The organism is Noviherbaspirillum sp., assembly GCF_035944575.1.
GTDB lineage: Bacteria > Pseudomonadota > Gammaproteobacteria > Burkholderiales > Burkholderiaceae_D > Noviherbaspirillum.
Map to the genome: position 1 here is coordinate 19,562 of NZ_DASZBA010000073.1, position 13,113 is coordinate 32,674.

The 13,113-nt window shown below is 57.2% G+C and carries 14 protein-coding genes; 13 read left to right on the plus strand and 1 reads right to left on the minus strand.

Annotated elements, in window-relative coordinates; translation table 11 throughout:
* The first annotated feature begins 16 nt into the window (after positions 1–16).
* The 12 genes from ribD (at position 17) to VGU61_RS04190 (ending at position 10,843) form a co-directional block, all read left to right on the plus strand.
* Positions 17–1,108, plus strand: coding sequence for a bifunctional diaminohydroxyphosphoribosylaminopyrimidine deaminase/5-amino-6-(5-phosphoribosylamino)uracil reductase RibD (gene ribD / locus VGU61_RS04135; protein WP_326857832.1), 1,092 nt, complete (start codon positions 17–19; stop codon positions 1,106–1,108).
* Positions 1,109–1,121: 13 nt separating this feature from the next.
* Positions 1,122–1,745 (plus strand): riboflavin synthase, encoded by a 624-nt coding sequence (locus VGU61_RS04140; RefSeq protein ID WP_326857833.1) that lies wholly within the window; start codon positions 1,122–1,124, stop codon positions 1,743–1,745.
* A gap of 277 nt (positions 1,746–2,022) precedes the next feature.
* On the plus strand, positions 2,023–2,415 hold the full coding sequence (locus VGU61_RS04145; RefSeq protein ID WP_326857834.1) for a hypothetical protein: 393 nt from the start codon (positions 2,023–2,025) through the stop codon (positions 2,413–2,415).
* A 160-nt stretch (positions 2,416–2,575) separates the two neighbouring features.
* Positions 2,576–3,532, plus strand: coding sequence for an alpha/beta hydrolase (locus VGU61_RS04150; protein WP_326857835.1), 957 nt, complete (start codon positions 2,576–2,578; stop codon positions 3,530–3,532).
* Positions 3,533–3,706: 174 nt separating this feature from the next.
* Positions 3,707–5,134 carry a hypothetical protein gene (locus VGU61_RS04155; protein WP_326857836.1) on the plus strand — a complete coding sequence of 476 codons (1,428 nt, stop codon included), beginning with the start codon at positions 3,707–3,709 and terminating at the stop codon, positions 5,132–5,134.
* 52 nt (positions 5,135–5,186) lie between these two features.
* Positions 5,187–5,582, plus strand: a complete 396-nt coding sequence (locus VGU61_RS04160) for a YcfL family protein (RefSeq protein WP_326857837.1) — start codon at positions 5,187–5,189, stop codon at positions 5,580–5,582.
* Between the two features lie 36 nt (positions 5,583–5,618).
* A complete protein-coding gene (lpoB, locus tag VGU61_RS04165; protein WP_326857838.1) occupies positions 5,619–6,236 on the plus strand; it encodes a penicillin-binding protein activator LpoB in 618 nt (205 codons plus the stop codon).
* Between the two features lie 32 nt (positions 6,237–6,268).
* Positions 6,269–7,108: a hypothetical protein gene (locus VGU61_RS04170; protein WP_326857839.1), complete on the plus strand. Its 840-nt coding sequence runs from the start codon at positions 6,269–6,271 to the stop codon at positions 7,106–7,108.
* Between the two features lie 216 nt (positions 7,109–7,324).
* Complete coding sequence (gene ribBA / locus VGU61_RS04175; protein WP_326857840.1) at positions 7,325–8,437, plus strand: bifunctional 3,4-dihydroxy-2-butanone-4-phosphate synthase/GTP cyclohydrolase II; 1,113 nt, start codon at positions 7,325–7,327, stop codon at positions 8,435–8,437.
* A gap of 115 nt (positions 8,438–8,552) precedes the next feature.
* Entirely contained in the window at positions 8,553–9,038 is a 486-nt protein-coding gene (gene ribH / locus VGU61_RS04180; RefSeq protein ID WP_326857841.1) for a 6,7-dimethyl-8-ribityllumazine synthase, read from the plus strand.
* A gap of 96 nt (positions 9,039–9,134) precedes the next feature.
* The gene (gene nusB / locus VGU61_RS04185; RefSeq protein ID WP_326857842.1) at positions 9,135–9,605 is read left to right on the plus strand and encodes a transcription antitermination factor NusB; all 471 of its coding nucleotides are present in this window, start codon (positions 9,135–9,137) and stop codon (positions 9,603–9,605) included.
* A 44-nt stretch (positions 9,606–9,649) separates the two neighbouring features.
* Complete coding sequence (locus tag VGU61_RS04190) at positions 9,650–10,843, plus strand: pyridoxal phosphate-dependent aminotransferase (protein WP_326857843.1); 1,194 nt, start codon at positions 9,650–9,652, stop codon at positions 10,841–10,843.
* Positions 10,844–10,892: 49 nt separating this feature from the next.
* On the opposite strand, the gene VGU61_RS04195 is transcribed toward VGU61_RS04190, so the two are convergent.
* A complete protein-coding gene (locus tag VGU61_RS04195) occupies positions 10,893–11,864 on the minus strand; it encodes a transglycosylase SLT domain-containing protein (protein WP_326857844.1) in 972 nt (323 codons plus the stop codon).
* Positions 11,865–12,336: 472 nt separating this feature from the next.
* Here VGU61_RS04195 and VGU61_RS04200 point away from each other — a divergent pair.
* Positions 12,337–13,113 (plus strand): UbiD family decarboxylase domain-containing protein (locus tag VGU61_RS04200; RefSeq protein WP_326857845.1); only part of this gene is annotated, 777 nt, incomplete at its 3' end.

The following is a 13,113-nucleotide window of genomic DNA, read 5'->3' on the forward strand; positions in this document are numbered from 1 at the left end:
TAAAGCGACCGACACTGTGGATTCCTTCAGCGATCAGCACGGCATCAGCCTTGCGCTGCAACAGGCCGCCAAAGGCATGTTCATCACCACGCCCAATCCTCGGGTAGGTTGCGTCGTCGCCCGAGACGGTAAAGTCATTGCAGAAGGCCACACCCAGCCGGCCGGCCAGGCGCATGCCGAGGTCCATGCATTGCAGGACGCGGCGAGTCGAGGCGTGGATGTTCGCGGCGCAACGGCCTATGTCACTCTCGAGCCATGTAGTCACTTCGGCCGCACGCCGCCCTGTGCCGATGCGCTCGTTCGCGCCGGTGTCGGCAAGGTCGTTGCGGCGATCGCCGATCCCAATCCGCTGGTGGCAGGGCGAGGAATGGAAAAACTCAAAGCCGCCGGAATCGAGGTCGTTTGCGGGGTGCTGGAACAGCAAGCGCGTGAAATGAATATCGGCTTCTTCTCGCGCATGCAGCGCGGCAAACCGTGGGTGCGCATGAAATCCGCTGCCAGCCTGGACGGCAGGACGGCGCTGCACAACGGCGTAAGCCAATGGATTACATCGGAAGGCGCACGCAATGACGGTCACTGGTGGCGGGCCCGCGCATGCGCAATCCTGACCGGAATCGGCACGGTCATGCAGGATGATCCCCAGTTGACGGTACGGGGTGTCGATACCCCACGCCAGCCGCGCCGCATCGTCATCGACAGCCTCCTCCAGATCAGTCCCAAGGCACGTGTTCTGGCCGGAGGGGGCACCTGGGTGGTCGCCGCCCAGGCCGATCCCGAGCGGGAAGCCCGTCTGCGGGATGCCGGCGCGGAGGTCATCCTTCTGCCTAATCCGAAAGGCAAGGTGGACCTGCCGGCCCTGATGCAGGAACTTGGCAGGCGCCAGATCAACGAATTGCATGTCGAAGCCGGCGCGAAGCTTAACGGCTCGCTCATCCGCGAAGGCTGCGTCGATGAATTGCTGTTGTATCTGGCGCCCACCGTGCTTGGCGACGCGCAGGGCATGTTCGAACTGCAGGCGCTGGACGACCTGAAAGGCAGGCGCGAACTGGCTTTCCACGAGATCAAGCAGATTGGCGCGGATTTGCGTATCCTTGCTCGTTTCATTTGATAGACCTGTCACCATGTTTACCGGAATCGTCGCCGCGATCGGCAAAATCATCTCCATTTCACCGCTGGGCAATCATCCTGAAGCCGGCGTCACGCTGACCATCGACGCCGGCAAGCTGCCGATGGCGGATGTGGCGATCGGCGACTCGATCGCAATCAACGGCGCATGCATGACGGTAGTCACCAGGAAAGAGCAGATCTTTACGGTCGACGTGTCGCGCGAGAGCCTGAGCAAGACAGCCGGCCTCGACACGCCAGGCGAGGTCAATCTGGAAAAGGCATTGACGCTTTCGGATCGCCTCGGCGGTCATCTCGTTTCCGGCCACGTTGACGGCTTGGGGAGGGTGCAAAAGTTCGAGCCGGTCGGTGAATCATGGCAACTGGTGGTCGAGGCGCCGCGCGACCTGGCGAAGTATCTCGCCTACAAGGGATCAATCGTGGTCAATGGCGTATCGCTGACAGTCAATAAAGTCACCGACACTCAAAACGGATGTGAGTTTTCGATCAACCTGATTCCGCACACCATCGAGGCGACGACGCTCAAACATCTGAAAGCGGGCAGCGCGGTCAATCTCGAGATTGATTTGATTGCGCGTTATGTCGAGCGGATGTTGTCGATGCCGGCTGGCGGCAAATAGACACTTCTGCTGGTGATGCAGCGTCGAGTCATGCATCGCCACTTGCACATTTGCATGCGTAATTTCCATGCGGCAGTGTTGTCCGTCAGAGCTACAGTTGATTTGCCATTTCTCATGACAGCGTCGCTGTAGTCGGCCTAGTCTTGAAAGGCATCTGACAGAATCCTGAAGTACCCGCTTCCTCTGTTTTATCACGGCAAGTCACTGCGCATGCATCGGGCGCTTCTTGCATTTGTCAGATGGTCCCCCAGACCTTCAACGGATGACAGGATTGCGCGTGAAACTCTACCTGCTCGCCGCAACCATGGCTGCCTTAGCCGGGTGTGCGGTCAACCCATCCTACACCGATGCCACCATCTCGCCCGAGAGGAAGGCTTACATTCACTGCGCGGTGGTAAAGGCCTATTCGCGTTTCAACGCGCCGGATGCCGCGTTGGATATCGCCCGTACGGCGGTGCAGGAATGCGAGCCGCAGAAGCTGGCGGTATATGACAAACTCCTTGCGGAAAATGCCAGTCAGGCGCAGGGCAAGGTTTTCGCGGACTCTTACATCAGCGAACTATCCGCGACCATGGTCAGCCACATTGCGCTCAGACTCGATGAAGTGCGAATGCAGCGGAAGGGAGAAAGCAAGACCCTCAACAGGAAAGCCGGCATTACCAGCATCTGATCCTGTGCGGGCCGGCTGCTGCCGGCACGACGGCCTTCTTTTCGTCGAATCCGTGGATTCCGGCATTTCTTCGGGATGTACCAGCGGCAAATGCTGGTAGTCTATCGGCTGATCAACAACGCATGGCGCCAAGCCATGCCGGCCCGACCCCATTTGTTCCATGCGATTGACCACCCGCCTGTTTGTCACAGTATGCCTTCTCGTCATTCAGGGATGCGCAGTTCATCATCTTCCGCAGCAAGCACCAGCTCGAGCAACGGTCCCCGCAAGACAGTTTCTATTCAACGATGGCGGCAACGCAGTCTTCTTTACCCTGGATAAAGGAATGAATGCGTCGGCATCCGCCATCCATCCGGCCACCTTCGTCTTCGTTGTCAGCGGTTCCGACTGCATCAGCATGCAGGATATGCTGCCCCAATATTTCGACGGCTTTGAAGGCGGGCCTGGAAGCATGCGTATCTTCATTCTGCACAAGCGATTTATCGGTACATCCGATTGCGGAAGCCGGTTCATTGAAATGGATTACCCAAGCCGATGGGCTGATGATCAGACTGAATTCATCCTTGCGCAGTTATTCATCGCCAGGATGAATCGCCAAGTTCCATCGAAAGTTCTTGTTCTCGGCATTTCGGAAGGTGCGGAAGTCGTGCCGCTACTCGCTCGACGAATTGGCGATGTCACCCACGCGGCGTTGCTTGGGAACGGTGGCATGAATCCTTATGATGCTTTACGGATGCAGGCGGCAAAGTACGGTTTTGCCGATGCTCTCAGAGAGATCGACAGCATCTGCAACGATAATCCAAACTCCTTTCGTGAAGTGGTTGCCGATCGAAGCTGCCGGTACTGGTCCGAGTTGAGGTCTTTGAAGCACAGCGACCATCTTCTTCAACTCGATATTCCGTTGTTCGTTGCAATGGGGGAGTCGGATCGCATGGTTCCAATCGAATCGGCATGGTATATCCGAGACCGGTTCGCAGCGGCGGGAAAAACGAATCTTCACGTGCTTGCCGTCCGCGATGCCGATCACGGCTTCCGGAAGCAAGACGGCGCTGCGTTACCTCTTGTATGGCGGACGCTTGCAAGATGGCTTCAAGGGGAAATAAGCGGTCGGGAATAAGCGGTCAAAAATATTTCTTGTGGTTTTGCCAAGTTTCCGCGATACTGCCGCTCTTCTGGTCAGTTTCCTAAAAGAAATTGATTATGATCAATACCTTCCCTTGCTTATTCCTGCCTTATGCGCCCTTACTTGTTTCCGGCTGCGGCCCTGTTGCTACTCACTGCGTGTGCCGGCATGCCGACGCACGACAGCAAACTTTCCTCCTCGCTTGCGGCGACCACGCGTGGCGATATCGATGACGCGATCAAGACACTCGATGCTCAGCTTGCAGGCGAAAGCAAGAATGACCTGCTGCTGAACCTCGAAAAGGGCGAGTTGCTGCGCGTAGGGGCACGGTACAAGGACAGCCAAACCGCATTCGAGATCGCTGACGCAAAAGTCCGGGAGTGGGAAAACCTGGCCAAGACGGCGCCCGATAAGTTGATGGGCCAGATCGGCGCCGTATTCATGGGTGATGCATCCATTCCTTATGAAGGCCAGGATTACGAGAAAGTCATGCTGACAACGCGCATGGCCTTGAATCGCTTGAATCTGGGCGACCTCGATACCGCGCGCGTGGACATCAAGCGCACCCATGAGCGCGAGGCCGTCATCGCCGAATTCCGAGCACGTGAAACCGTCGAGGCGGAACAGCAGGCAAAGGAAAAGGGCGTGAAGACGGGCGCGAAGGAACTGAATGGCTACCCGGTCGAGACTCTGAATGACCCGGAAGTGCTGAAGCTGAAAAATGGTTATCAAAACGCCCTGAGCCATTACCTAGCCGGTTTTGTTTATGAAGCGCTCAATGAACCCGGTCTGGCAGCGCCCGGCTATCGCAAGGCGATCGAATTGCGTCCGGATTTGCCTGTGCTGGAGGAAGGCCTGCGCGGACTGGACCAGCGCACCAGCTTCCGCCGGCAAAAGGGCGTGACAGACGTACTGTTCATCATCGAAGCCGGCAATGCACCGGCACGCAAATCGAAGAAAGTCGCGTTTCCGATCCCGACAACCAATGGACTGGTCACGGTGTCACTCTCCTTTCCGGTCATTTATCCTGAAAAAAACTCGTTCGAACTCCAGCAACTCAACGTCGGCGACATTGCCCTGCCAGCGGCACTGATTACCGATTTCAACGTCATGGCCCGAAAGGCATTGCATGACGAACTTCCCGCAATGCAGACACGTGCGGCAGTACGGGCTATCGGCAAGGGTCTGATACAGGATCAGGCAAACAAGAAGCTGGGGCCGCTCGGCGGGTTGCTGACCAACGTGGTCGCCGTGGCAACCGAAGGCGAGGCGGACGACCGGATGTGGCGCGGCCTGCCGGAACGGGTGTTCGTTGCACGCGCCTTTGTACCGCCGGGTGAGTACGACGTGCGTATTCCGAATCAAGCCGATGGCAATCAGAAGCTGACGATCGACGGCCGTTACATGGTTGTTCCTGTGCGCCTGTTCAAGAACAAGACCTACTTTGGCGAACCGGTAAGGCTTGGTGCCGTGACCGCGCTTCCCACGCCGCCTGCCGCCGAGGAAAAAGCTGCCAAACCGCCTGTTCCGGCAGGGCGCCGCACGAAACCCGCTGCTCCGTCCAAGCCGAAAGGCAAATTGGAAAAAGCCGTTTGACCGGGTTTGTGTTTCATCGAAGCCGCATTTCAACCTATCGACAATCACTATGATGGCAAGTCTCAAACACCTCTTTATCGTTTGCAGTTTTTCCGCCGCATGCGCGGCCGTTCAGGCGCAGGATTCGGTGCCGCCTGCGATCTCTCCCGGCATTGCAGCCAAGTTAATGGTCCGCGGCGAATTGCGCGGGCTCCAGATGGTCGACCTGCGCTCCCAGCGGCGCAACGACGTTCTTGTCGTGCAGGCGGAAGTGCTCAACACCGATACCGCTGATACGCGTCTTTACTACCGCTTCCGCTGGTTGGATGCCGGAGGCATGCAAGTGGGCGATGGCGAGACCTGGAAACCGCTGGTTTTTCTGGGCAAGCAAAGTCAGTTCATCAAAGGTACCGCTTATGGCCCGCAGGCGACCGATTTCAAGATCGAAATGAGCGCTGAGCCACGCTGATACCGACATTCAAGAATCTTAATTGCAGGTGCCAACATGAAAAAATCCTTCCTCTCTTCCTTTTCGCTTTGCAGCGCGCTGATTGCGTCTAGCATGATGCTTGCGGGATGCCCCACAACGCTCTCGCAACCCACCGTTAAATTTTCGCGCCAAGTCAGTTATGGCGACGCCAAGGCGGTGGAAACGGTAACCAATGAATTCGGCTCCACCGACCTGCAAATGATTGCGGAGAAGATGGTCGGCTCACTGCTGGAAGATCCGGTGCTTGCAAACCGCCCGACTCTGACCCTGTCCGCCGTTCGCAACAAGACCAGCGAATACATCGATACCAAGTCGATCATGAACTCGATCCAGACCGCGCTCGTGAAAAGCCGCAAGGTCAGGTTCACCCGCAGCGCCGATGAGATGCAGGCCGGTGTCGATGAACTGCAGCGCCAGAACCAGAGCGGGTTGTACAAAAGTGCCGGCCGCGCGAAGGTCGGGAACATGACTGCCGCCAAATATTCACTGGAAGGGGAAATCGTCTCGATCGTCAAGCAGAGCGCGACGACCAAGGATGTGTTCTATAAGATGACGCTGAAGCTGTATGACGTCGAGGAAGGTTCCATCGAGTGGCAGGACGAGAAGGAAATCCGCAAGACATCCGCGCGCTGATCCGCTTTTTCACGTCTATTCAGGAATACACCATGCAGACCATCCTATCGAATGCATTCCGCGTACTCGCGGGTTTGGCGGCATCTGCTGCGATCGCATCAGCGTACGCCGCAGAGCCGAAGATCGCCGTGACCGACCTCACGTATGAGGAAAAAGTAAGCGAGTACTTCCGCGTTGTCTCGGCGCAGAGCAAGAGCAGCATCAAGGCCAGTGGCAGCGAACGCGAAACCGATCACAGTTATTCCAGCCGTGGCCGTCTGGATGCCCGGCAGGAAAGCAGCTACTACGAAGCGGAAGGCTTTTACACCTATATCGACCGGGGCGAGCTGCGTACCTACACCGCCGACCTGAAGGGGGCGTTGCTCAAGGGTGGCGGAGTACGGCTGGTGCAGGCCCGCCCGTACAGCGGTCAGCCGACGGAAAAGATCTTCGATATCATCGACCGCATCAAGAAAGGTTTCTACCCGGGCGCAGATTATGTGCTGTTCGGTACGGTCAGTAACATCGCCTTCCGTCAGGAAACGATGCAACTGCCGATGAGTTCTTCGCATACTGGCGTCTTGAGCCTTGACCTGGTTGTCGACTTCAGCCTGATCAATACCAAAACTTATGAAGTCAAAGCCGCTTTCAGTGCGAGCGGCTCAGGCCAGGACACCAAGATCCTTTCGCGGCCTGGCGACAGGGTGGTATTCAACCGGGGCAAGGTCATGTCCGAAACATCCAGGACCCTGGCGGAAGCTGCGTATGGTGAATTGATGGCGCAATTCGGGGTGGCGCGGGCCGGGAGAGTGAAGGCTGTGCCTGCGTCTTTGCAGGGCGGAGCGGCGCCGGCACCAGTGCAACAGGTTGAGCCGGTCACTGTTTATAAATAGCTGGAACGGCCGAAAAATATTTCTTTAACAAAAAAGCGGCGTAAGCCGCTTTTTTGTTGAGCCGGCGGTTTTGGCACTTTTCTGCATCCCGGTGCATCGTTGAGCCATCCGCTTTTTCAGGCAGCCACTTGTTGCAGAGCTTCGGCAAATGCAACATTTTAAAATTTGGACTCCGGGTAAATCCTTTAAAATAGCGGCCTACTTAGGATTTAAGCCATGTTTATCTCAAGCACTCAAGAAATCATCGCCGAACTTCGCGCTGGCCGCATGGTCATTCTCGTGGACGAGGAGGACCGGGAAAATGAAGGCGATCTGGTGCTGGCAGCCGAATTCGTCACGCCGGAAGCAATCAATTTTATGGCCAAGTTCGGCCGCGGACTGATTTGCCTGACCCTGACTGAAGAGCGCTGCGAACAACTGAACCTGCCGATGATGACCACGCGCAACGGCACCTCATATGGCACCAATTTCACCGTGTCGATCGAAGCCGCCGAAGGTGTTACCACCGGCATTTCCGCTGCCGACCGCGCACGGACAGTCCAGGTGGCGGTGGCCCGGCATGCAAAGCCGACGGATATCGTTCAGCCCGGCCATATTTTCCCGTTGAAAGCACAGAAAGGCGGCGTGCTGATGCGCGCAGGCCATACCGAGGCGGGATGCGACTTCGCCGAACTGGCGGGACTGACGCCGGCGGCAGTGATTTGCGAAATCATGAAGGACGACGGCACGATGGCGCGTCTTCCCGATTTGATCGAGTTTGCCCGTGAGCACGGATTGAAAATAGGCACGATTGCCGATTTGATCCATTACCGGAGCCGAAACGAAAGTATCGTCGAACGCATTGCCGAGCGCACCATGCAGACGGCACAAGGCAGTTTCAAGGCGATCGCCTATCGTGACAAGCCGAGCGGCGGCGCGCACCTGGCGCTGGTGCACGGCGATCTGACCCCCGACCTCGAGACACTGGTACGGGTGCATCAGCCGGTGTCCATACTCGATTTGCTTGAAACCGATGTGACCACCCATTCATGGAACATGGCGTCGGCGATGTCCGCGATCAAGAACGCGGAACGCGGAGCGATGATCCTGCTGAATTGCGAAGAATCCGCTGAACAGATGTTCGCCCAATTCGCTGCGCTGAACAGTCCCGAAAAAAAGGCGTTGCCGCGCGGCGCGCGCATGGATTTGCGGACCTATGGCATTGGTGCCCAGATACTGAAGGATCTCGGCGTCGGCAAAATGAAATTGCTGGCAAGTCCACGCAAGATGCCGTCGATGACCGGCTTCGACCTTGAAGTGGTCGGATATCAGGATAAACCCCAGAATTGAACAGCGGCTCGGCCGCATTGGCCGGCACCATATCGCTTACACATGACATTCGTCCAAAGGCTGCGAGCCGGCGACCAACAACAAGCAACGCGCAACAGCGCATGAAGGATTAGCTATGACGGTAGGAACCTACGAACGCAATCTGGATGGAGAAGGTCTGCGAATCGGTATCGTACAGGCTCGTTTCAATGAGGATGTATGCCACGGACTATTGTCCGCCTGCCTGGCGGAATTCAAGCATCTGGGCGTGGCGGACGAGGATGTATTGCATGTGACCGTCCCTGGAGCGCTTGAGATTCCGTTGGCATTGCAGAAAATGGCTCAGACGCGGCAATTCGATGCCCTGGTGGCGCTCGGCGCGGTGATTCGTGGCGAAACTTACCATTTCGAACTTGTCTCCAATGAATCCGGTGCAGGCATAACCCGGGTCGGCCTCGATTTCGGCATTCCGATCGCCAATGCCGTCCTGACCACCGAAAACGACGAGCAGGCGGAAGCGCGCATGGCGGAAAAAGGCGCGGATGCGGCCCGGGTGGCGATTGAAATGGCCAATCTGTCGATTGCCCTCGAAGAACTCGCGGAAGCAACTGAAGAAGAGTAGGCTCTCAACATCAATGATCGTAACGGCAATTCAAGTGCCGTTGTTTACTGCTCTCTAACCGTTTCATCGCCCGGCACATGCCGGGCAAATGTCGCCATGACCCAGAAAAGCCTTCATGCCAACCCGAGCAAGAACCGGACGCCGCGCCACCGCGCACGCGAATTCGCGCTTCAGGGCCTTTATCAATGGTTATTGAACAATGAAGATGCCGGCGTGATCGATGCCCATATCCGCCAAGCCCATGGTTTCGATAAAGCCGATGCCGAACACTTCGATACGCTCTTGCACGGTATCATCAAGCAGGCGCCTGCCTTGCGCGCCGGGCTCTCGCCATTGATCGACCGCCCGCTCGACCAGTTGTCCCCGGTCGAGCATGCCGCGCTGCTGATCGGCGCTTTCGAGCTCAGCCATCATCTTGAGATTCCCTACAAGGTGGTGATCAATGAAGCGGTCGAGCTCACCAAGTCGTTCGGCGGCATCGACGGCCACAAGTACGTCAATGGCGTGCTCGATAAGTTTGCGGCCACGGCGCGGAACGTCGAAGTCGAGCATGCCAGGAAGCGCTAATTCCTTCGAAATCCACCGGCACCGATACGCGACGCTCTCTACGCATGACCTCCGATAGTTTTTTACATCCCGACTTTCCGCTTGCTTCACGCTTGGCCAATATCGCGCCATTCCACGTCATGGAACTGGCGAAGATGGCGGCTGATTTGGAACGCCAGGGGCGCCATATCATCCACATGGGAATCGGCGAGCCGGATTTCACTGCACCGCCACCGATCATCGAAGCGGCTAGCCGAGCGATGAGCGACGGCCGGTTGCAATATACGGCGGCTACCGGCATACCCGCCTTGCGGGAAGCCATTTCGCGGCATTACCTCCAGGTGTACGGCCTCGACATCAAGCCGGGCCGAATTGTCGTCACCGCGGGAGCTTCGGCTGCATTGCTGCTTGCCTGCGCCGCATTGGTCGAGAAGGGAGCGGAAGTTCTGATGCCTGATCCGTCCTATCCGTGCAACAGGCATTTCGTCGCCGCCTTTGAAGGGCAGGCAAAGATGATTCCGAGCGGACCGGAAGAACGTTTCCAGTTGTCGGAGGCGATGGTGCGGGCGCATTGGGGTGCTGCCACGGCAGGCGTATTGCTGGCTTCTCCATCGAATCCAACCGGCACGTCGATCGCACATGACGAGTTGGCGAAGATCGTCAGCGCGGTGAGGGAGAAGGGCGGTTTCACCATCGTCGACGAGATTTATCAGGGCCTGACCTACAATTCCTCGCCGTTTTCCGCATTGTCTCTGGGTGACGATGTCATCGTCATCAACAGTTTTTCGAAGTATTTCAATATGACGGGATGGCGTTTGGGCTGGCTGGTCGTGCCCGAGTCGCTGGTGCCGCAATTCGAGAAACTGGCTCAAAATCTGTTCATATGCGCTTCCAGCATTGCACAGCATGCAGGCGTGGCCTGCTTTACGCCTGAAGCGATTGGAATCTATGAACAGCGAAAGGCGGAATTCAAGCGTCGCCGGGATTACATCGTTCCCGCGCTGGAAAGTTTGGGCTTTAAAGTGCCGGTTCTGCCGGATGGCGCCTTTTACGTCTATGCGGACTGCTCCGGCCTGTCGGATGATGCCGACCGATTAACGATAGATATGCTGCATCAAGCCGGAGTCGTCCTGGTGCCCGGGCTGGATTTCGGCGTGCACGCCGCCCGTCAATATATCCGCGTCTCCTACGCCACGTCGATGGAAAACATGCATCTGGCGATACAGCGCCTGACAGAGTTCTTCAATTCGCGGCGATAAATAAAAAGGGAGCGTTCAAGCTCCCTTTTGTTTTCGACCAGCCCGGAAATCAGAGCGCAGCGATCTGCTCGCTCTTCAACGGTTCTTGTTCCGCCGTGTCATTTGCGGCAGGTTTGCCGGTCGTTCCACCGACCGCAGCGGATTCGGCAGCATTACCCGTCTTGGATTCCGGAGCACGCGGCTTGGCGACGGCCGTGGTGCTGTAGATCGGCACCTGCTTGCCCATCGCCACATCCTTGAGGCGGCGGTACTCGGCGAGGACCTTGCTGCCATAGCCGGAGTCGGACTCCATTGCGGCGGCACCCACATACATCTTCAGGCCGGCTTCTACCGAGCCGCCACGGGTGACATAGTCCTTCAGGATCATCGAGCCGACCTTGATGTTTGCGACCGGGTTCAGCGCCGCCTTCACGCCGCCAAGGTCTTCGAATTTGTCGCGATGCACTTTTGACATGACCTGCATCAGGCCTTGCGCGCCGACCGGGCTTTCCGCGAATGGATTGAACCGGGATTCGATTGCCATCACCGACAGGATCAGCAGAGGATCAAGTTTGATTTCCTTGGCAGTCGCATAGGCTGCCGCGACAAGCATGTCGGTCGCATCCGTGGCGACCCGATAGCGTTTGGATAACCAGTTGGTCACCCATTGCTGCTGGCGTTCGCTTTCCGTCAGCTTGCGGTCGCCGGCCTTCGCGACGGAAGCCGGCTGGGCGGGATTGGCCGCCGGCTGATCGGCGGATTGCGGTTGAGCGGACACCGTTTCGGCGGTCTGGATCGGGGCAGGTGATGCGTCTGATTCGGCGGCATAGGGTGAAAGTGCCTGAATCCTGTCCGCCAGTTCCGGCTTGATGAACAGGATGCCCCATGCCACTATTGCGGCAATGCCCAAAAACATCAGGGTGTGGTGTGCGGTGGTGACGAAACCGCTGACGGTATCGCGGACGAAAACGGCGAGCGCGGCCGATTGGCTGGCTTTGCGGCGGGCGAAATGCGATGTCCCGCTAATGAAACGATTGAGCATTGAACCTCCTGAATCATCGCGGCAGGCAAACGTCCTCAGCGAGAAACCCCGCGCCGATGCTTGCATGCCGTGAATCAGAAACATCGTCTATCTTCGCGTGGAGCGTCGGACAGACGTCGGAACTGCTTGCTTCAGGCTGACGGCTGCTGGTGAAGCGCCGTATCAGTAGCAAACAGCTTTTTTCGGGGGGAAGGCAGACGCCTTTTGAAAACACTCCTTAAAATGTCATGTGGGACCCCGATCCCGTGAATGATGAAAAAACCGCACCAAACCTGTTACCTTGAAGATTGGTGCTTTCATCAAGTTGGCCGAATTCTAGGTGCCTGTTTATATCAAGTCAATACTATCAAACCGCTTTCTTATTACTTTTGTATATGATTTTCTCGCTGCGACGCAACAAATAATGAACAAAATCAACTACTTGAGTCCGTGATTTAAAAACAGAACTCAGGCTCATACTCTGCGGAAAATCATGAAATATTCGGATTTGCGAGATTTTATTAACCAATTGCAACAAATTGGCGAACTTGTACGCGTTCCGGTCCCTGTGTCTCCCCATCTGGAGATGACGGAACTGTGCGACCGCACCTTGCGGGCAGGTGGTCCGGCACTGCTTTTCGACAAACCGGTTGGACATATCGTACCGGTGCTCGGCAATCTCTTCGGCACCACCCGTCGAGTCGCGCTCGGCATGGGAGCGGAAGAACTCGCCGACCTGCGCAAGATCGGCCATGTGCTTTCACTGCTGAAGGAGCCCGAGCCTCCCAAGGGATTCAGGGACGTGCTCGGACTCGGTTCGCTGGTCAAATCCCTTTGGGACATGGCGCCGAAGGAGCATCGCTCCGCGCCTTGTCACGATATTGTCTGGGAAGGCAATGATGTCGACCTGGCCCGTCTGCCGATCCAGCATTGCTGGCCGGGCGACATTGCACCTCTCATTACGTGGGGCCTCGTCATTACGAAGGGACCGCACAAGAAGCGCCAGAACCTGGGCATCTACCGTCAGCAGGTGTTGGGTCCCAATAAGGTGATCATGCGGTGGCTTGCCCACCGGGGTGGGGCACTCGATTTCCGTGAGCATTCGATCGTCAACCGGGGGCAGCCATACCCGATCGCAGTGGCGCTTGGCGCCGATCCTGCAACCATTCTGGGTGCGGTGACGCCGGTGCCGGATAGCCTGTCGGAATACCAGTTCGCCGGCCTGTTGCGCGGCAGTCGCACCGAACTCGTCAAGGCGATCGGCAGCGAA